Annotated in this window: 23 protein-coding genes; 17 read left to right on the top strand and 6 right to left on the bottom strand. The window is 41.4% G+C overall.

The genetic code is table 11. The features are described from left to right. The first annotated feature begins 2 nt into the window (after positions 1 to 2). From BKL51_RS04525 to BKL51_RS04455, 15 genes are read left to right on the top strand one after another with little or no spacing between them, the layout of a single operon-like run. The gene (locus BKL51_RS04525; RefSeq protein WP_059368817.1) at positions 3 to 251 is read left to right on the top strand and encodes an acyl carrier protein; all 249 of its coding nucleotides are present in this window, start codon (positions 3 to 5) and stop codon (positions 249 to 251) included. Further along, the gene (locus BKL51_RS04520; protein WP_077465553.1) at positions 248 to 1,903 is read left to right on the top strand and encodes an AMP-binding protein; all 1,656 of its coding nucleotides are present in this window, start codon (positions 248 to 250) and stop codon (positions 1,901 to 1,903) included. Before BKL51_RS04525 ends, BKL51_RS04520 begins: the two co-directional genes overlap by 4 nt. A 9-nt stretch (positions 1,904 to 1,912) precedes the next feature. Continuing rightward, on the top strand, positions 1,913 to 2,458 hold the full coding sequence (locus BKL51_RS04515; RefSeq protein ID WP_077465552.1) for a hypothetical protein: 546 nt from the start codon (positions 1,913 to 1,915) through the stop codon (positions 2,456 to 2,458). Continuing rightward, positions 2,448 to 3,755 (top strand): class I adenylate-forming enzyme family protein, encoded by a 1,308-nt coding sequence (locus BKL51_RS04510; protein ID WP_077465551.1) that lies wholly within the window; start codon positions 2,448 to 2,450, stop codon positions 3,753 to 3,755. Before BKL51_RS04515 ends, BKL51_RS04510 begins: the two co-directional genes overlap by 11 nt. After that, positions 3,755 to 4,477: a glycosyltransferase family 2 protein gene (locus BKL51_RS04505; RefSeq protein WP_077465550.1), complete on the top strand. Its 723-nt coding sequence runs from the start codon at positions 3,755 to 3,757 to the stop codon at positions 4,475 to 4,477. The genes BKL51_RS04510 and BKL51_RS04505 overlap by 1 nt, the downstream gene beginning before the upstream one ends. Continuing rightward, entirely contained in the window at positions 4,474 to 5,412 is a 939-nt protein-coding gene (locus tag BKL51_RS04500; protein WP_077465549.1) for a glycosyl transferase family 2, read from the top strand. Before BKL51_RS04505 ends, BKL51_RS04500 begins: the two co-directional genes overlap by 4 nt. Continuing rightward, positions 5,409 to 5,846 carry a thioesterase family protein gene (locus BKL51_RS04495; protein WP_077465548.1) on the top strand — a complete coding sequence of 146 codons (438 nt, stop codon included), beginning with the start codon at positions 5,409 to 5,411 and terminating at the stop codon, positions 5,844 to 5,846. The genes BKL51_RS04500 and BKL51_RS04495 overlap by 4 nt, the downstream gene beginning before the upstream one ends. Positions 5,847 to 5,851: 5 nt before the next feature. Then, entirely contained in the window at positions 5,852 to 6,436 is a 585-nt protein-coding gene (locus BKL51_RS04490) for an outer membrane lipoprotein carrier protein LolA (protein WP_077465547.1), read from the top strand. Positions 6,437 to 6,448: 12 nt separating this feature from the next. Then, positions 6,449 to 8,716 carry an MMPL family transporter gene (locus BKL51_RS04485; RefSeq protein WP_077465546.1) on the top strand — a complete coding sequence of 756 codons (2,268 nt, stop codon included), beginning with the start codon at positions 6,449 to 6,451 and terminating at the stop codon, positions 8,714 to 8,716. Between the two features lie 16 nt (positions 8,717 to 8,732). Continuing rightward, positions 8,733 to 9,968, top strand: a complete 1,236-nt coding sequence (locus BKL51_RS04480) for an NAD(P)/FAD-dependent oxidoreductase (RefSeq protein WP_077465545.1) — start codon at positions 8,733 to 8,735, stop codon at positions 9,966 to 9,968. Positions 9,969 to 9,970: 2 nt separating this feature from the next. Then, positions 9,971 to 10,453 (top strand): hypothetical protein, encoded by a 483-nt coding sequence (locus tag BKL51_RS04475; RefSeq protein WP_077465591.1) that lies wholly within the window; start codon positions 9,971 to 9,973, stop codon positions 10,451 to 10,453. Between the two features lie 2 nt (positions 10,454 to 10,455). After that, positions 10,456 to 11,682 carry a beta-ketoacyl-ACP synthase gene (locus tag BKL51_RS04470; RefSeq protein WP_077465544.1) on the top strand — a complete coding sequence of 409 codons (1,227 nt, stop codon included), beginning with the start codon at positions 10,456 to 10,458 and terminating at the stop codon, positions 11,680 to 11,682. Continuing rightward, positions 11,675 to 12,145 carry a dehydratase gene (locus tag BKL51_RS04465; protein WP_077465543.1) on the top strand — a complete coding sequence of 157 codons (471 nt, stop codon included), beginning with the start codon at positions 11,675 to 11,677 and terminating at the stop codon, positions 12,143 to 12,145. The genes BKL51_RS04470 and BKL51_RS04465 overlap by 8 nt, the downstream gene beginning before the upstream one ends. Positions 12,146 to 12,174: 29 nt before the next feature. Continuing rightward, positions 12,175 to 12,903, top strand: a complete 729-nt coding sequence (gene fabG / locus BKL51_RS04460) for a 3-oxoacyl-ACP reductase FabG (RefSeq protein ID WP_077465542.1) — start codon at positions 12,175 to 12,177, stop codon at positions 12,901 to 12,903. Positions 12,904 to 12,959: 56 nt separating this feature from the next. After that, positions 12,960 to 14,204, top strand: a complete 1,245-nt coding sequence (locus BKL51_RS04455; protein WP_077465541.1) for a beta-ketoacyl-ACP synthase — start codon at positions 12,960 to 12,962, stop codon at positions 14,202 to 14,204. 25 nt (positions 14,205 to 14,229) lie between these two features. Here BKL51_RS04455 and BKL51_RS04450 read toward each other — a convergent pair whose 3' ends face one another. From BKL51_RS04450 to BKL51_RS04430, 5 genes are read right to left on the bottom strand one after another with little or no spacing between them, the layout of a single operon-like run. Continuing rightward, entirely contained in the window at positions 14,230 to 14,814 is a 585-nt protein-coding gene (locus tag BKL51_RS04450) for a hypothetical protein (RefSeq protein ID WP_077465540.1), read from the bottom strand. Next, positions 14,814 to 15,857, bottom strand: a complete 1,044-nt coding sequence (locus BKL51_RS04445) for a beta-ketoacyl synthase N-terminal-like domain-containing protein (RefSeq protein ID WP_077465539.1) — start codon at positions 15,855 to 15,857, stop codon at positions 14,814 to 14,816. Before BKL51_RS04445 ends, BKL51_RS04450 begins: the two co-directional genes overlap by 1 nt. Beyond that, a complete protein-coding gene (locus tag BKL51_RS04440) occupies positions 15,854 to 16,141 on the bottom strand; it encodes an acyl carrier protein (RefSeq protein WP_077465538.1) in 288 nt (95 codons plus the stop codon). Before BKL51_RS04440 ends, BKL51_RS04445 begins: the two co-directional genes overlap by 4 nt. Beyond that, the gene (locus BKL51_RS04435) at positions 16,141 to 17,388 is read right to left on the bottom strand and encodes an ABC transporter permease (RefSeq protein ID WP_077465537.1); all 1,248 of its coding nucleotides are present in this window, start codon (positions 17,386 to 17,388) and stop codon (positions 16,141 to 16,143) included. Before BKL51_RS04435 ends, BKL51_RS04440 begins: the two co-directional genes overlap by 1 nt. 17 nt (positions 17,389 to 17,405) lie before the next feature. Beyond that, the gene (locus BKL51_RS04430) at positions 17,406 to 17,783 is read right to left on the bottom strand and encodes a helix-turn-helix domain-containing protein (RefSeq protein ID WP_077465536.1); all 378 of its coding nucleotides are present in this window, start codon (positions 17,781 to 17,783) and stop codon (positions 17,406 to 17,408) included. A 158-nt stretch (positions 17,784 to 17,941) separates the two neighbouring features. Here BKL51_RS04430 and BKL51_RS04425 point away from each other — a divergent pair, with 158 nt between their 5' ends. Together BKL51_RS04425 and BKL51_RS04420 are read left to right on the top strand one after the other, a co-directional pair. Next, the gene (locus BKL51_RS04425; RefSeq protein WP_077465535.1) at positions 17,942 to 18,520 is read left to right on the top strand and encodes a porin family protein; all 579 of its coding nucleotides are present in this window, start codon (positions 17,942 to 17,944) and stop codon (positions 18,518 to 18,520) included. 51 nt (positions 18,521 to 18,571) lie between these two features. Then, entirely contained in the window at positions 18,572 to 19,021 is a 450-nt protein-coding gene (locus tag BKL51_RS04420; RefSeq protein ID WP_077465534.1) for a DUF2846 domain-containing protein, read from the top strand. A 40-nt stretch (positions 19,022 to 19,061) separates the two neighbouring features. Here the strand turns inward: BKL51_RS04420 and BKL51_RS04415 are convergent, their stop codons facing one another. Then, a complete protein-coding gene (locus BKL51_RS04415) occupies positions 19,062 to 19,772 on the bottom strand; it encodes an ABC transporter ATP-binding protein (RefSeq protein WP_077465533.1) in 711 nt (236 codons plus the stop codon). Between the last annotated feature and the right edge of the window lie 87 nt (positions 19,773 to 19,859).

Genomic DNA, 19,859 nt, shown 5'->3' with positions numbered 1-19,859 from the left:
TTGTGACTGAACAAGAAATAAGAGATTTACTCAGCGAAGCGCTTCAATCGCTGTTTGAAATTGAACCGGAGCGAATTAAACCGGAAACAAATCTTTACGAAGAATTGGAGATTGATAGTATTGATGCTATTGACTTGATTGATCATATCAAACGAAAAACGGGACATAAATTACAGGCGGAAGATTTTCGCAATGTGCGTACTGTAGATGATGTGGTGCAAGCGGTGTTAAAACAACAAAATTCTGTGTGATGTCGGCCTATCTACCTTCAGATCTCGTTGCTAATCAACCGGCTTGGAGCTATGCGGATTTTGAGCAACGAGCCTTTCAAATTTCTGCGGAGCTCAGCACTCGCCAATTTCGTTCTATTGCCGTTTGGATGGAAGATGGCGCGAAGTTGGCTTGCTTATTACTCGGGGCATGGCATGCTAATGTTCGCGTATTATTTCCCTCTAATTTTACAGAAGAAAGTATTCAATGGGTAAATCAACATGCTCAATGTTGGATTACTGATCGCGAAGTGGAATTGGAGAACGCCTTTCAATTTGATGAATTTGCTTTGGAGCCTTTTCAAAAACTTACACAAAATCGACCGCTCTTTGACTTCAACAATCAAACTCAAATTTGGCTAAAAACCTCAGGTAGTACGGGGGAAGCCAAAACCATTGTTAAAACTGCGCGGCAAATGTGGCTTGGTGCTAATGTGCTTGCACAAAGCTTGCCTTTTGCGAATGGTAATACCACAACAGTGGTTAGCACGGTGAGTATTCAGCATATTTATGGTTTAACCGTACATATTATGATGGCATTGGTGAAAGGCTGGCAGATTGGACGTGTTCAACAGTTTTATCCGGAATGTATTTTTGTACAAGCGAAGCCATGTAAATCGGCTGTGGTGGTGAGTAGTCCGTCAATGTTAGCAAGTATGGAATGGAAGCAGGCTAAATTGCCACAAAGTATAATTGGTATTATTTCATCGGGTGGTATGTTGGCGGAGGATTTATCGCAAACTATCCGCCATGATGTACCGCTTATTGAAATTTACGGTAGTACTGAGACGGGGCCAATAGCTACCCGTGAAAGTATCGGTTTATGGCAATCTTTACCTGAAAGTCGGCTTGGCTCTAATGAGCAAGGAGAATTATGGATTGAAGGAAGTTGGCTTTCCCAACGAGAACAAACCGCTGATGTCGTGAAGTTTGAAAACGACGGTTTTCTCTTGCTGGGGCGTTCTGATCGTATTGTGAAAATTGGTGATAAACGAATTTCTTTGGTTAGCGTCGAAAATATATTAACCCGACACAACTGGGTGAATGATTGCTATATTGCTAAGCATCCAGAGAAAAAACGCTTAGCCTCTTGGGTAGAGTTGAACCGAGAGGGCATTGCATTTTTACGTGAAAAAGGTCATCGGGCATTGGTTCGGGTTTTAAAAACAAGTCTGAAATATTCTCAAGAAGAGGCGGCAATTCCACGTTTTTGGCGTTTTACGGATACATTGCCCCGTAATAGCCAATCAAAAATAAACAAACAGCAATTTAACCGCACTTTCTTGGAAGATTGCAAAGAACCTATTTGGTTAGAAGAAAAATATGAGGGCAATACATTTCAGGCTGTTGGTAAAGTGCCGTTAGATTTGGTTTATTTAAAAGATCATTTTACTGAATTTCCGCTTGTGCCGGGGGTGGTAGAGGTGCAATGGGTGTTTGAGCAAATGATAAAACTGGTGCCGCAGCGCTACACTTGTTCACACATTGATAAACTAAAATTCCAAAAATTTCTTCGCCCTGCGGATCAATTTATATTAAACCTTAAATGGGATGAAGCGAAAGGTAAGGTTACTTTCCAACTTACCACTGAAAACGAAGTGTGCTGTAGTGGTGTGGCGGTGTTGGTAAACTAGGTGGTTTTAATGAAGACCATTGTCAATTTAGTTTTATTTTTTGTTAGTCTTGCTTACCCTGTTTATTGGTTATGGGGGCGGGAGCCGCAAATTCTGGTTTTTCTGCCTTTTATTATCGGTTTTTTTTGGGGATTAAAAGGAATTTATGAACAAGCCTTTATGCGTTATTTCTCATGGGGGATTGCTGTATTATTGACGATAATCGGTATAACCCACACAAATGAGATGATGTATGGTTATCCAATTATTATAAACGGCTTGATGTTGGTTATTTTCGGCATAAGTTTATGGCAAAAACAAACAATCATTGAACGTTTTGCCCGTATGCAAACACCGAACCTGAGTGAAAAAGGTGTACGTTACACCCGTAAAGTTACCCTGATTTGGTGCGGCTTTTTTATCTTTAACATTGCCATCTCAGGTATTACAATTTATTTCAATTTACTTGATTATTGGGCATTATATAACGGTTTTATTTCGTATCTTTTAATGGGCATATTAATGGCGGGAGAATGGATTGTTCGCCAATATATGAAGAAACATCATGAAGAATAATTTTACTTCTAACACGTTAATTGCATTAAACCCTGAATGGAAATGGCAAGATTTTGCCGAACGTTCACAACAAATTACGGCACAACTCAAACAAGACGATGTACATTCGGTTGCATTTTGGTTTGATGACGCCGCCAGTTTTGCTTGTACTATGTTGGCTTGTTTTAATGCTAATGTTCGAATTTTACTTCCGCCTAACTTATTGCCGGAAAACCAACAGTGGATTGCCCGGCACAGCGATTTTTTATTTGATGACAAGCGGTTTGAAAGTTACGGGATTTTGCAAAAAGTGAGTGAAAATCGACCGCTCTTTGATGCAGAAAATCAAACGGAAATTTGGTTGAAGACTTCAGGTAGCAGTGGCGAACCTAAAGTTCTATGCAAAACGGCACAACAAATGTGGATTGAATCACAAGCAATTGTCTCTTCCATCCCTTTTAACACAGCGGATTTTCATGTTGTTTCAAGTGTTTCCGCACAACATCATTATGGATTGTCTTATCGCATTATGCTGCCGTTAGCGATGGGCTGGACAATTGGTCGTCAACAGTTGCCTTATCCCGAATACATGATAGCGGAGAGTCTGCATGCCAAAAAATGTCTTTGGATTAGTAGCCCTGCTTTATTAAGCCACTTAAATATGGCTGATTCACGTTTTGCCGATTTTAATCTTGGCGGCATTATTTCATCAGGCGGCGTGTTGCCCGTTCACGTGGGTAATGCTTTACGGGAAAAACTCAATACAACCGTAGTGGAGTGCTATGGTAGCACGGAAACCGGGGCGATTGCTTTTCGGGCTGGTGACGGACTTTGGAGCCCGACCCCTCTTACCCAAGTGGGATTGAATGAACAAGGTGCATTGTGGGTGGATTCCCAATGGCTTAATCAGCGAGAACAAACTGCCGATGCCGCAGAATTTTACGGTGAGAAATTTAAACTACTGGGGCGGATTGATCGTATTATCAAGTTTGGAGATAAGCGAATTTCGTTAGTCAGTATTGAGCAGCATTTATTACAACAATCTTTGGTAGCGGATTGTTACATCGCCCAACACCCTGAGAAAGCACGCCCTGCCGCGTGGGTAGCCTTAACAGAGGAAGGCATTCGAGCGTATCATCAACAAGGACGGGGAGCATTGATTGAACAACTTCGTCATTTTCTAATGCAATCGCAAGAAGTGGCAGCTATTCCTCGTTTTTGGCGTTTTACTCAACAGCTACCGCGCAATAGTCAATCTAAAATCAGCCGTTTGGATTTTAACCGAGTTTTTCTCACCCAACAGGACGATAACTTGTAATGTATAAGGTACTGGCGGTCATCCCTCACTACAACCACTCCGGCACAATTTGCAATGTGGTTCAACAATTTTTAGAGCTCGGCTTACCCGTCTTGGTGGTGGATGACGGTTCGACGCTCGAACACCAAGCAACTTTACAAGCCTTACAAAACCAACAAGATGTTTCTGTTTATTTTCGCTCACAAAACGGCGGCAAAGGGGCGGCAATGAAAAGCGGCTTCGAGTATGCCGTACAAATGGGATTTGATTATGTCGTGCAAGCTGATGCCGATGGGCAACATAATCTTGCCGATGTAAAAATAATGCTGGAAAAAATGCAAAAAAATCCGACCGCACTTATTTGCGGTCGCCCGATTTACGGCGATGATGCGCCTAAATCACGCCTATACGGACGTAAAATTACGAATTTTTGGAATGCCATTCATACCCACTCTTTTGCTATTAAAGATGGGATGTGCGGCTTTCGCCTCTATCCGCTCAAGACTTTGCAAAATTTACTTAAAAACGAACCGCTTGGAGATAGAATGGATTTCGATATTGAAATTCTGATTAAAGCTCATTGGTATCAAATCCCATTTATTTGGGTGAACACGCCGGTGCATTATGAGCAAGGAGGCGTATCACATTTTCAGGCTTGGGCAGATAATTGGCTGATTAGCAAAATGCATGCCAAACTTTTCTTTGGCATGTTGGCACGTTGGTTTACGGGAAAACCCTTATGAGTGAGCAACACTCGCAGCATTGGGCTAGGCAGCAAGAGCGCGGTAATCACTTTTTCTTAAATCTTACCCGCTTAATTGTGCAGTATTTGCCGTTATTTGCTATTCGTATCGTGACATTTTTTGTGGTGTGTTATTTCTTTGCCACATCAAAGAATGCCCGTAAAAATATCCGCACTTATCAATACAACCTCAGCCGGTGTTATCCGCAGGTAAAACTCCCTACGTTCTCGGTTTTTCGACAATTTTTAGCCTTTGGCGAATCTATTACCGATCGCTTTGCTGTATGGCAACATAAAATTACTTATAAAGATTTAACCGTTGATGATGCGGATAACCTTTATCAAGATATTCGCGAAAGCCGGCGGCATCGAGGACAATTACTCGTTTGTTCCCATTTCGGTAATATTGAGGTATGCCGTTCTTTAGTAGACGATGGACATCACCCAAATTTTCGCTTGAATGTATTGGTGCATAGTCGCCACGCGGAAGCCTTTAATCAAGCTTTAGTGAAAGCGGGAGCAAGTGAATTATCTCTGATTCAAGTGGAAGATTTAGACGCTCAAAAAATGCTAGAGCTGCACAAACGTTTAGAAGATGGCGAGTGGATTGCTATTGCGGCGGATCGTATTCCGGTGCGGGGCGACAAAATGGCGAAAATTAATTTCCTTGGGCAAGAAGCTGATTTTCCTCAAGGGGCATGGCTTTTAGCTTCCCTGTTAAAAGCACCGATTAACACGGTCTTTTGTTTAAAAGAACAAGGGCGTTACCGCTTGAAATTACGCCGTTTTTGCCCGCAAATTACAGAGCGAGGAAAAGTGCGGGAAGAAAACATTCGTCAATCCATGCAGCAATACGCAGATTGCCTTGCCAAAGAATGTGAAGCTAATCCGCTTCTTTGGTTTAATTTTTACGATTTCTGGAAAAAATCCGAATGAAAAAACACATTTTCTGCCACCACGTTTCCGAATACGATATTCAATTTTTTGATGTGGATTCGATGGATATTATGTGGCACGGACATTACGTCAAATATTTAGAAATGGCGCGTTGCGCTTTCTTGGAAGAAATTCATTACACCTACGATGTGATGAAAAAGCAAGGCTACGGCTGGCCGATTGTACAATTGAATGTAAAATATATTCGCCCGGCCTTGTTTCGCCAAAAAATCCGTGTTGAGTTGAACCTAGTGGAATATGAGAGCTGTCTTCGCATTGATTATGTTATCCGCGATGCCCTTTCCGAACAAAAACTCACCACTGCGAGTACCACTCAAGTGGCAGTGCAAATTGCAAGCGGAGAAATGCAATTTCAAACGCCGCTCTGTTGGCGAAGTGCGGTCGAAAGTCACCCGAATTTTAACGCAGAGTAAATATTATGAAGAAAATCATTTTTCTTTTGAGCTTATTGATAAGTGCTTGGTCGTATGGTTTTTCCGAGCAAAATTTAATCGCTCAACTGCAAAAACCACAAAGTGTACAAGGCGATTTTGTGCAAGAACGCCATCTTAAAGCTCTCAATCGCCCGATTACGACCGAAGGGAAATTTGCTCTTGTGGCGAATAAAGGATTGTTATGGCAAATGGAAAAACCTTTTCCCGTCCAACTTCGCGTGACTGAAAAGGGTATTATGCAGTGGAACGGCAAGCAATGGATCGATAACGGCAAAGTAGGGCAAGCAGCGCAAATCCGGCTTTTTTTAGGCTTGCTTTCGGGGGATGTGAGCGGGCTGAAGAAACAGTTTAAACCGGTATTAAGCGGTACGCCAGAACAGTGGAAACTCACATTAACGCCGGATTCCCTATTGATGAAACAGATTTTTAATCAAATCACTATTCAAGGCGATGAGGTGGTGAAAATGATTCAGCTTGACGAAACTCAAGGCGATAAAACCGACATCACGTTTAAAAATAATCGGATCAACCGGCCTCTGACAGATTTTGTGAGTCAGGCATTGGAATAATTTGCAAATTTAATGAAAAAATCGACCGCTCTTTCTGTTTTTTCAACTTTTTTCTTACTTGCTGTTTGTGGCTTGTTTGCTTTTTTTGTTCGGCAAGGCAACTGGCTACAAACGGATCTGCGTACCTTGTTGCCTGAAGAGCAAAGTTGGCAGCCTATTCAAGTTCAAGCCGATCAAAAACAAGAAACCCGTTTTAATCAACAGTTAATCGCAATGGTCGGTCATCAAGAGGCAGAGCAAGCTTTTCAGTTGGCGACAGATATTGCCCGACAATGGCAGGCAAGCGATCTCTTTTCGCAAATTAATGACAAAATCCAAGTTGATTTACCCGCTTTACAAAAAGAATTCAGTTTATTGAAGTTTGCCACCTTGCCTGCCTCAGTGCGTAAGCAATTGTTTGAACAACCTGAAACTTATTTTCAGCATTACGCCGAGCAGATCCTAACCCCTTTTGAGAAAGCGAATTTATTGCCATTAGAACAAGATTGGCTTGGCTTTGGGCGTTTTGTGTTTAACTCGTCAGCCATTGCGATGCAGTGGAATATGAATAACGGTATGCTTTACACTGAGCAGGATGGCATTACTTGGGTGCTATTGCGTAGCGAATTGGCACAAACAGACACAGTAAAACCTGTCCGTTCCTTGTTAGATATGATGGACGAAAATCGTATTTTGGCAGAAGCAAAACAAGCAACATTTTTAGTGACCGGTGCGGCCCTGTTTGCGGCAGATGCCAAACAAAAAGCAGAAACCGAAAGTAGTGTTATGAGTGTATTGGGCATTTCCTTAACACTGATGTTATTGCTGTTTGTATTCCGAACATGGCGAATTGTGTGGTTATTTTTACCGATCTTAGTCGGTATGCTAAGTGGGTTATGTGGGGTGATTTTAGGTTTTGGGCAGGTCCATATTTTAACTATTGTAATTGGTACGAGCCTTGTAGGTGTATTAATTGATTTCCCATTGCACTGGCTTGCTTCTTCTCTTTTTGCTTCCAATTGGAATGCTAAACAGGCGATGAAATCACTTCGCTTTACCTTTTTGATAAGTTTACTGATTACCTTTGTTGGTTATGCCTTGCTTGGTTTTACACATTTGCCGATTTTAAAACAAACGGCATTATTTTCGATGGTGGCATTAGTCGGGGCGATTTTAACTACAATGTTTATCTTGCCGAACTTGTTTCGGCATTGGAACGTCACTCTCCCTTCTGTATTTTTGCTCAAAGTGCGGTCAATTTTAGATCGATTTTTTAACCGACCTTTCCATAAAATTACGTTGTTGATTTTGGCGCTGTTTTCCGCCGCGGGTATTTACCAAACCCGGTGGCAAGACGATATTCGTCAGTGGGTTGCCTTGCCGGATAAGATGTTGAAAGACACTCAACAAATCGCTCGCTTAACCGGGGTTAACTTAAGTAGCCAATACTTGTTAGTTATTGCGCCTGATGATGAAAAACTTTTGCAAAAAGAGAACGAACTTACAGAACAGTTACTTCGGAAAGGCATTACATTTCAAGCTCTTTCGCAATGGCTAATGCCAAAAGCACAACAACAAGTATGGGCAGAAAGATTAAGTCAATTATCGTCGGAAAGTTATGCCGTTATGGAACAAATCGGTGTATCGGTCGGTGAGATTCGGCAAGCCGTTCAGCATTTAAAAACAGCTAAAACGGTATCTTTAAACGATGCGTTACAAACGCAAATAGGGCAAGGTTGGCAAGAGTTTTATTTAGGTAAGTTGGAAGATAATCAGGTAGCAAGCCTGGTACGGGTGAACCTACAAGCGGGCCAATCTGCCGAACAATTTGCTAATGGCAAAGATATTTTTTGGCAAGACAAACGCGCTCACTTAAATGAATCCTTTGAACATACCCGTAATCAGGCTGCATGGCTGAAGCTGCTTTCTTTTGTTTTGGCTGGCATTTTATTGTGGCGGTTTTTGGGGGTAAAACGTGGCGTGAGGATGTTATTACCGGCACTACTTGCCATTGTAATGACGATTGCTGTTTTCGGTTGGTTCGGTTTGCCGATAGGCTTGTTTTCGCTATTCGGTCTGCTACTTGTTTCCGCCATTGGTGTGGATTACACCGCCTATATGCAAACTGCTCAAGAACCTTTATCTAATAAGCGGATTGCGATATTATTAACCGCACTTACTACCTTGATTTCTTTTATGTTATTGGGTATTAGCTCTACCCCTGCGGTGGCGATGTTTGGGTTAAGTGTCAGTATAGGCGTATTGTGTAGCGTAGCAATCACATTTAAATTATTTCGTTAAATTTGGAGAATTATCTATGGCGTTATTTGATGTCGCAATTATTGGCGCAGGTCCGTCCGGTTCGGTTGCCGCCGCCTTATTGCACAAACGAGGCTTAAAGGTTTGCGTGATTGAAAAACAACATTTCCCTCGCTTTGTGATTGGCGAAAGTTTACTGCCTTATTGTATGGATATGTTGGAGGAAGCGGGCTTAGCGGATGCTGTTCATGCAGAACCGAGTTTCCAATTCAAAAACGGTGCGGCATTTACTTGGGGTAATCGTTATACCTATTTTGATTTTACTGATAAATTCACTCCCGGTCCCGGCACCACTTACCAAGTTCGCCGCGGTATTTTCGATAAAATTTTAATTGATGAAGTCGCGAAAAGAGGTGTAGACGTTCGCTTTGGTGAAGAAGTGTTGGCGTTTGATAATTCGCAAGAAAATGCCGAGCTTTCCATTCGCAAAGAAAACGGCGAAGAATACCGTTTGTCTGCCCGTTTTGTGTTAGATGCAAGTGGTTACGGACGCGTACTACCACGTTTACTTGATTTGGAAACGCCGTCTTGTTTGCCTGCGCGCGTAGCGCGTTTTACGCATATTGATGACAATATCATCGATCCTGATTTTGACCGTAACAAAATTTTGATTACTACCCACCCGACACATCGCGATGTATGGTTATGGCTCATTCCATTTGCGGATAACCGTTGTTCTATCGGGGTGGTTGGTTTACCTGAAACCCTTGAAGGTGATAATGAAACCGTGTTGAAAAAATTTGCGCTGGAATGTCCGATGCTAAAACGGATTTTAGCGAATGCAAATTGGGAAAATGAATTCTCGTTCCGTAGTATTCAAGGCTATTCTGCTAATGTGAAAACCTTATTCGGTAAGCAGTTCGCCTTGCTAGGCAATGCGGCAGAGTTTTTAGATCCGGTTTTCTCATCGGGAGTAACTATTGCATTACACTCGGCTCGTTTGGCAACAGGTTTAATTACCCGTCAATTAAACGGAGAAAATGTGGATTGGAAAACCGAATTTGCTGATGAGTTAATGGTTGGTGTAAATGCGTTCAGAACCTATGTAACAGGTTGGTATGACGGATCATTCCAAGATGTAGTATATGCCCGTAATCCTCAACCGGAGATCCGTCAAATGATCTCTTCGATTTTGGCTGGTTATGCTTGGGATACCAATAATCCTTACGTGGCGAAATCTGCCGCTCGTTTAAAAGCTTTGGCAGAAGTGTGCGGAGTAGCGACACAAGACTAATGATGAAAAAATACTTTTTGTTAGGCTTGTCCGGTTTGTTTTTAATGGCGTGTTCAAGTTTACCCAGGGGTCAAACTTTGCCGCCGCAACAAAAAACGGAGCGGTTATTTAAAGTGGAACAGCGGGATGTAAACGGCGGGTTGAAACAATCCAGTTTACTGAGTTTATCCGCTCGACCGCAGGCGTGGAGATGGGTACAAAGCGATCCCTTGGGCGCCCCTATTGCTCGCGTAATTTTAAATAATAAAGGGTGGCAAAATGACGGCTTTGTCATGCCGAATCAGCAAGCTAAGCAGTTGTTTTCGGCGATTGCCACGGCACTTAATACAAAGCCGTTATTTACATTTAGCCACATTGAGCGAACCCTGCAAGCGACCACTTATTTTGTGGATAACAAACCAGTTTGGCGAATTATTCCCCGGCAGTCAGGTATAGACATTGAACTGGCTGATATGAGTTATTGGCACATTGAAGAACTAAATTAAAAATGACCGCACTTTATTTAAGCCGTCCTGCTATTATAAGTTGTCTGGGTGAAGGTATTTCCCGTCATATCCAAGCTTTATTGGAAAAGATCGATTCACCGTTAACATTATCCGATCACCTATTCCGAGCAGAAAATCTTAGTGGACCTGATTATATGCTCGGATCGATTAAAACAGATTTACGCCCCTTCCCGGTGAGTTTGACCGATGAACACCGTAGCCGCAATAACCAGGTGTTATGGCATTGCTTGCAGCAACTGGAATCTCAAATTGAGGTGGCGATCACAAAATTTGGTGAGCATCGCGTTGCGGTTGTTATCGGTTCTTCCACCACCGGTGTGGATGAAAATATTCCCGTGTTTAAATATGAAGCGACACACCCAAATGATTGGTCCGGGGCGAAATTCAAGCAACAACAGCAATACTTTTCTGCTCCGGCTGATTTCATTGCACATCAATATGGTTTGAAAGGCTTGGTTTATGGCATTTCTACCGCTTGCACTTCAGGGGCAAAGGCTCTTATCAGCGCAGCCCGTTTGCTCAAAGCCAATATATGCGATGCAGTGATTTGTGGGGGCGTGGATACTCTCTCTTTACTCACAGTAAAGGGGTTTAACTCGCTTTCCGTGTTATCAAACGTAAGAACCAACCCGTTTTCTGTTAATCGTCAAGGCATTAATATTGGTGAAGGCGCAGCCGTGTTTATTATGAGCCGTGAAAAACTTGATGACACATCCGTGCAACTATTAGGTTACGGGGCAAGTAGTGATGCATATCATATGTCGTCGCCGCACCCGGAGGGGCAAGGCGCAATTGTCGCTTTTCAGGCAGCATTAGCCTCGGCACAAGTGGAGCCGCATCAAATCGGTTGGATTAATTTACACGGTACGGGCACAATACATAATGATCAAATGGAATCCCTTGCTGTCAGTCTTGTATTTGGCAATCAAACTTCTTGTACCAGTACTAAACCTTATACCGGGCATACTTTAGGTGCTGCGGGTGCAATCGAAGCGGCTATTTTATGGGGAATGATTGACCGTACATTAAACCCAAACGGGCAATTGCCCGCTCAATTATGGGACGGGCAACGGGATCCGCAGTTACCGAGCATTGCCTTAACTGATTCTCACAGTCGTTGGATAAATGACAAACGAATCGGGGCAAGTAGCTCTTTCGCCTTTGGCGGTAATAATACGGTACTCATTTTGGGGGAAACGGATGATTGATTTAACTTGTCCGATAACGAACATCGCTTCTCTTATACCGCATAGTGGAAAAATGGTGATGTTGGAAAAAATTACCGATTTTGACGATAATTTTCTGATTGCCGAAACCACCCCGACGGAAGCTTGTTTATTAGTCAAAAACGGGGAGCTGCCTACTTATATGGCGGCTGAGATTATGGCGCAAGGTATTGCTGCATGGGCGGGTTGTAAATGTCTGAAAGCAGGGCTGCCAATTAGCTTGGGTTATTGGATTGGTTCTCGAAAACTAAAGTTCCACACACCTTTGGTGACACTAGGACATCGGTTGCAGATTCGTATTCAACTTTCTATTGAAGATGCCACCGGGTTTGGCGTGTTTGATTGTTCCTTGACGGATTTAGACAACGAGCAAGTTTTAATTGAAGGGGCATTGAATGTTTACCGCCCTCAAGTAAGCACTGATAAAAAGTACGCAGAAAATTAACCGCACTTTTCAAATAAAAAGAGAATACAATGAAGCAAACTATTTTAATTACCGGTTCTAGTCGCGGCATTGGCAAAGCCATTGCCTTGCGTTTGGCTCAATCGGGCTTTGATATTGTCGTACATTGCCGCAACCGTATGGAAGAGGCGGAAGAAGTTGCACAAACAATCAGAAATTTAGGAAAAAATGCAAGAGTACTACAATTTGATGTCGGCAATCGTGATCAAGCTACTCGGAAATTGTTGGCAGATATCGAAGAGCACGGTGCGTATTATGGTGTGGTGCTTAATGCCGGTTTAACCCGTGATAACGCCTTTCCTGCACTAACCAATGAGGATTGGGATATCGTATTACGCACTAATTTAGACGGTTTTTACAATGTACTTCATCCGATTATGATGCCAATGATCCGCCGTCGAAAAGCCGGGCGTATTGTCTGTATTACTTCTGTTTCCGGCATGATTGGCAACAGAGGACAGGTGAATTATAGCGCTTCGAAAGCGGGTATTATTGGTGCGGCAAAAGCGCTTGCAGTGGAATTGGCAAAACGCAAAATTACCGTTAATTGCGTAGCGCCAGGATTAATTGATACGGAAATTTTAGATGAAAATCTACCGATTGATGAAATTTTAAAAATGATTCCAATCGGCAGAATGGGTAATCCTGATGAAGTGGCTCATGCGGTTAATTTCTTGATGGATGAAAGAGCCGCTTATATTACCCGACAAGTCATCGGTGTGAATGGTGGTTTGTGCTAACCGTGTAAGGATAGATTCTGTATCCGCCTATTTTATAATGAATAATGAGAATAAAGATGAAACGAGTTGTCGTCACAGGCATTGGGGCTGTTACCGCCTTTGGTAAGGAATGGCAAGAAGTCAAGTCCGCATTTCAACGCAAACAAAATGCCGTACAAGCTAAAAAAGATTGGATTGAACGTTACCCTGAATTAGAAGCACGTTTAGGCGCAGAGATTCACAATTACCAACCGCCAAAACATTGGACGCGTAAACAATTACGCAGTCTCGGGCGTGTTTCACAGTTTGTAGTGGAAGCGAGCGAACGTGCTTTGGCTAACGCTAATTTACTTGATGAAAACGGCGAAATTTTAACTTATCTCAAAGATGGTAGAATGGGAGTGGCTTGCGGTTCTTCAACCGGTTCTACCAACGACATCAAAGATGCAGCCGAACTTTTGATGACAGGTAAATCGGACGGCTTCAATGCCAATACTTATGTACGAATGATGCCTCATACCACTGCGGCGAATATTAGTATTTTCTTTGGTTTAACAGGGCGAATTATTCCCACCTCCAGTGCTTGTTCTTCGGGCAGCCAAGGCATAGGTTATGCTTATGAAGCGATTAAGTATGGGCTTATTCCAATGATGCTGGCGGGTGGCGGTGAGGAGTTTTGTCCGTCGGAAGTCTATGTTTTCGATTCCCTTTATGCGGCAAGCCGAGACGTCAACAATCCAAGCAAAACTCCGCGTCCGTACGATAAAGATCGCGATGGTCTGGTTATTGGCGAGGGGGCAGGAATGTTTGTATTGGAAGAATTAGACCACGCCCTGGCACGCGGCGCGAAAATCATTGCAGAGGTAGTTGGTTATGGTGCAAATAGTGATGGGGCGCATGTTACCCGTCCACAAAAAGACACCATGCAACGCTGTATGGAATTAGCACTTAAAGATGCCAATTTATCACCTGAAAAAATTGGTTATGTGAATGGGCACGGTACGGCGACAGAACAAGGCGATATTGCCGAAACCCTCGCAACCGAGGCTATATTCGGCAAAATTCCGCTAAGCTCACAAAAAAGCTATTTGGGTCATACTCTCGGTGCTTGTGGCGCTTTGGAATCGTGGTTTTCCATTGAAATGATGAGAGATGGCTGGTTTGCACCGACGCTTAACTTAGATAATATTGACGAACGTTGCGGCAAGTTAGATTATATTCGAGGAGACGGGCGTGAAATTCACACAGATTATGTGATGAATAATAACTTTGCCTTTGGCGGTGTGAATACCTCGTTGATTTTTAAGCGGTGGAAAGCATAATTTAATTGGTCGGGATGAAAAACGACTAATTAAATTTTTGCACAAGCGATAAAAAATCCAAATTTTGCACATCTTCACATTCTGGCAAAACCGCTAATTTTTTGACCGCACTTTCTGACTCTTTGGATACCAACCAAAATACAGCGCCTTCAGTTTGTTTCTTTTGAGGGCTTTCTAACACCCATCCGACTAAAGCTTGTTTTATATCACCGTTGATTAAATCGAATTCCGCTAATTGAAGCGGTTGCCAGATTGTTTTTTGATTAATCGGTAGGAAGATTGAATTTCCCGTTGTTTGAAAAATTTGTGCAAGTTGAAACGTCGTCGCATTATTGATATTCGCCATAAAATCTAATGGACTTGGCATATCGTATTCATTAAGTTGATGAAACATCTTGTCAAATTTACTCGGTGAGTTAAAGGGGGAACCAAGATAAATAGCACAAGTTGGCTGAATATTATTTTTTAGTGGTAATGCGCCCATCAGGGCGAGTTGGGTGAAACGGCTAAAACGACGGGGATCAATGCCTTCTATTTGTAGTTGCTGGCGAAGGGTTTTATCTGTCCTTCCGTTTGCTAGAAACGTATTTTTTTGTTGTAAATAGATCATTAGTTTACCTTGATTACCCATGCGATATGACTGCCGCCGAAGCCTAAAAAATAATGCAAATAATAACCGGACTTTAAGGCTTTTCCATGAAGTGACTGTTGATTTTTATCTTCCGTTTGCCAGGGGAGTTCGGCAAGGTATTTGGCTTGTAAACTTTGATAAAAAAATACTGTTTCTAATACACCGCTTGCGCCGAGCGTGTGTCCCATATAAGGTTTTATTAAAATCCATTGCGTCTGCGGGAAAAGCTCGCTCAGTACTTGTTTTTCCATTTCATCACTATTACCGCCCACCCCGTGAATTTTGATACCTTGGATTTGTTCTGCTGATATTTGGGCTTTTTTAAGGCATTGCTTAAGCAAGGTTTTCAATGAATTTGGGCTGCTATTTGTCAGATTTTCATTATCTGTTACGCCCGTTACACCTAAGATTTCGCAACAGAAGGAATGATTTGGTTGGCTCGATAACGCCATACATCCCATACCTTCACCTAAAACAATACCGTTAGAAGCCGTCATCGGTAAATAAGATGAATCTTGAGAAAGTAAACTCATTGCGTGAAAATGCTCAAACGTTAGGCGATTAAACATTTCAAAACCGAGTACTAAGGCTTTTTCTGCTATGTTATTTTTCAGCATTTTATAGGCATAGCCAATAGCTTGGGCGGAAGAGGTGCAGGAGGTTGCAAAACTAAATACTTGTGTTTGATACCGTTCTCGTAAATGATCAGCTATCACCGCCAAGCTGTATTCCTTTGGTAGCGGTTGTTGATTGGCAAGACGGGCTTCGCAATCACTCATGACATAAGCTGTGGAGCCAAGCAAAATGGGAACGTCTTTAACTTCAGTTTTATTCCAACCTACTTGTTTTAAAGTGCGGTCGATTTGCTCATCAAAATAAGCATAAAGCCGTTCAAGGGAAAGCAGAGGTTCTTTAAATGCATTGAAGTAAGGTAATACTGTTGTTTGCCCTAACATTTGGCTGGTTCGTTGCCCGATTTTTTCCGCAAATTGGGCGGAAACGGCATTGATATAGACGGTCATTTTGGGTGTTGTTCGCGAATGAACGCCGCAAGATCGCGTACGTTCATCATATGTTTACGTACCATTCTGTCGCCCTGCAAACGTACCTTAAAATGTGCCTGTAACGCCACCGCAATTTGTAGTGCATCAAGGGAATCTAGCTGAATGCGACTTTGATCGCCAAATAAGGGTTCATTATCTTGAATAGATTTGGGATCAATCTCCGTTTTTTCGGCTTCCTGAACAATCAATTTTTTTAGTTCTAATTCAAGCAAATTCTGCTCAAGGGTAAAAAGATAAGCCATTAAAATCTCACTTGTTTTCGTAATTGTTGTTGGTAAATCATCGCAGCCAACCCGATAGTTACCCCACCGAAAGCGGTGAGTTTAAGCAAATAATCGGCAATTTGCGACAAGGCAGATTGGTTAAGCAATAAATTTTGGAATGCACCCAATGCCCACCCCATTGGTGAAAATTCAGCAACCGTTTGCATTATATCTGGCATCACATAGGTTGGCACCATAATACCGCCGATAGCCGCCATAATGATAATTCCTCCACCGCCTAACACAACGGCGTGTTCGGTTGTACGCGCAATAACACTCACGAATAAACCATAGCCGAGTGCAGCAAGGCTGACCGTCATTGATAACACTGCATATTGCCACCATTCACCATTCAAAGAAAATGCCGGCATATCAAAGTATGGCAATACAAAATACCCCAGTGCAATCATACCGATAAATTGTAATTGGTTAATTAAAAAATAGGGGAGTAATTTCGCTACGATTAAATTCAATGCCGAAGCCCTCGCCATTCGTAAGCGGGTAATGGTATTGGTTTGTCGTTCCATTGCCATCACGTTTGACAGCGGAATCATAATAAAAAACATCCCAAAAATCAGCCAAGCAGGCACACTATGCTGTACCGAGTTAGGCTTTGTGATTTGCTCTCCTTGGCGATTAAGATAGACTTCTTGCCAGCGGGCTTTGGCTAAATAATCATTGATTTGCGCAAATTTTTTATCTAAATCCTGATTAACTTTTTTCTCTATTTCTTTGATTTGCTTCTGCTGACGATTTTTCAACTTAATATAATTGTCCGCTAAATATTGTTCCAAACGTAATCTTGTGTAGTGCTTTTGTAAAATGCCTTTCACACCTAACAACCAGCCTCGATCGATACTTGGATTCAAGCGTAATTCCAACGGTTTTTCGTCGGAAAGTGCGGTCAATTTTGAGTTAGAATTGATGATTAATAAAGAATATATGCCCTCTGTTAATGCACTTTCTGCCTTTACCCGCTCCGACTGAATATTACCCTGTACTACACTCAGCCCTTCCTCTTTTAAAGCCTGAAATAAAGCCTCATTTAACGGATTTTCCCTTTCCGATAACAGCATAATCGGTGCTTCTTGACTTAATTCACTCTCATTACTTAATGCGGCGGACATAATAAACATAAATAAAATCGGCATAATAAATAACACCGCAACACCGTGTAAATCACGACTTAACAGGCGAAGTTCTTTACAGATTGAAGCAATTAACATAATTATCGCCGATTTATTTAGGCTTTAAGCAGTGCGTTCATCTCTTTTAATAACGCAATTTCTCTTTTTTGTTGCTCAATGAGTTGCTCTTGAAAAGAGAGCGAAAGCTTTAATTTCTCATTTTCAATAATTAAGGCTTCATCAGAATTATAATAATTTGAACTTGATTGACTATTCTCACTAATTAGAAAACAAATGCTTTTTGTGTTAATTAAATCGGTTATATCAAGATTAAACACCTGTGCAATTTGTTCAAGTTTTTCTAAATATAATTTAGTTTCACCCCGTTCAATTTTTGCATAACCACTTGGCGACATATTCAATCGTTCAGCCATTTCTTCCTGCGAAAGCCTATTTTGCTCACGCAATCCTCTGATTTTATCTTGTACACTCATTCGGTTACCTATTTGTCTTTTCAGTGCTGTTTTTGGATTAAAAAGGCGGTTTTCTGTCTTATCTGTCAATGGAGAAAAAAGACGACTCTTTTACAATAACCATCGCTTTTAAGAGCAACCATATGAACCAATTTTCACACATTTAGCGAGGCTTTTCTATGAAAAAAACAATATTAGTGGGTATTCTAGCAGTTTCGGTTAGCGGTTTTGCCGTAGCTGAGGGCAATTTTACAGGATTTGCAGTTGGTACAGAATTAAGTTCAACTAAACATACTTTTGAAATCCCGGATTTGGGAATTAATGCCAATAGTTCAAACAAAGCCAGTATTGGTGTATTTGGTCGTTATGGATTTGATTTCAAAAAAGATTTTGTCGGTATCGGTGAAATCAAGTTAAGAACGGGCGGTTCTGAAACCAGCGATGAAGACGGTTCTATTTCCAAAGAGAAATTCAATGTCGGTATTGCTTACTTACAAGGCTATCGTGTAACAGATAACATTTTACCTTATGTAAAAATTGGCGCGGAAGTCAGTTCCTTTGATTTCGGCGAAGAAGTTTCTCAATATGTTGAAGGTTCAAACCTTTTTGGTGTCGCCTACGGTGCCGGTGTTAAATTTACACTAAGCGAAAATCTTGAGGCAGGCGTAGAATACACGCAAACAAGATTACGCAATGTTGAATCAGACATCAAAGCAAAAGTGAACAAAATTGCTCTGAATGTCGCTTATCGTTTCTAATTCTTTTAAGCTTCTTTTACGAGAGGCTTGTTTATTTTAACGAGGTTTATAATGAAAAAATTTTTCAATTTTTTAGGGCTAAGTGCGGTTTTATTCTTAACGGCTTGTGCAAAAACAGAAATGGCATCATCACAACAAGATGCTCAAGCTAAAAAATTTGATATGCCAAAGAATGGTCTATCCGGTCTTTATATCTATCGTGATGGTTCTGTTTTTGGCGCTGCATTAAAAAAGGATCTTTATGTCGATGACAAATTTATTGGTGAATCGGCGCCACAAGTTTTTTTCTATAAACAAGTAAAAGCAGGTGATCACAAAATTTCGACTGAATCGGAATTCAGTAACAATCATCTCAATATCAAAACGGATTCAGGCAAAAATTACTTTATTCGACAGTATATTAAAATGGGTGTTTTTGTTGGGGGTGCTAATTTAGAACAAGTTTCCGAAGAAAAAGGACAAGCGGCAGTTCAAAAACTGAAAATGGCAAAAACTCAATAGTTAATTAGAAAATCCCATATAATTATATGTGGGATTTTTTCTATACCTGTCTATCCAAAAAATCCAAATAAAACTTCTCCAACGGTTGAGTACCAATAATTTCTTGCAAATTACCTTGATAAATGATCTTGCCCTCGTTTAATAGCACTAACTGCGAACAAAGTTGCTCAATTTCTTGCAGATAATGGGAGGTATAAATCACCGTTATGCCTTGAGCGGTTAAATCTGCTACGCTATTTAAAATAAATTGACGGGATTGCGGATCGATTCCCACTGTGATTTCGTCCAAGAAAATTACTTTCGGACGATTAATTAGCCCAATAGCGAAATTTAAACGGCGTTTCAGCCCGCCTGATAAATGCTTCGCTAGTTTAGTTTTATGTGCCGTCAATCCTGTTTTTTCCAACAATTCCAATAGCCAATTTTTATCGGAAATATCATAAAGTGCGGCAAAAAATGTCATATTTTCCCACACAGTCAAAAGTGGATAAAAGGCAAAATCCTGTGGCACAAGGGAAATTTGATGGCGTTGCTTTTTCGATAATTGCTCAAAGGGTACGCCCTCAAATAAAATTTCCCCCTGTTGAATGGATTGTAACCCAGCCATTAACGACATTAACGTAGTTTTCCCTGCGCCGTTAGGGCCGAGTAAACCAATGGAGGTGCCTTGGGGGAGGTGTAGGTTTATATTGCACAATGCTCGTGTTTGAGTGTTGGGGTATTGATAGGAAATGCTTTTAATTTTTAACATTATTTAATTAACTTCAGTAAATATACAAAATGCCTTAAATTTATCTAACAATAAACTGCTATATTCTAAATTAGATAGTAAGAAAAC

Source organism: Rodentibacter sp. Ppn85 (assembly GCF_001999335.1).
Lineage (GTDB): Bacteria > Pseudomonadota > Gammaproteobacteria > Enterobacterales > Pasteurellaceae > Rodentibacter.
Note: the sequence above shows the minus strand (reverse complement) of the source record. Positions and strands in the feature narration are given on the sequence as shown.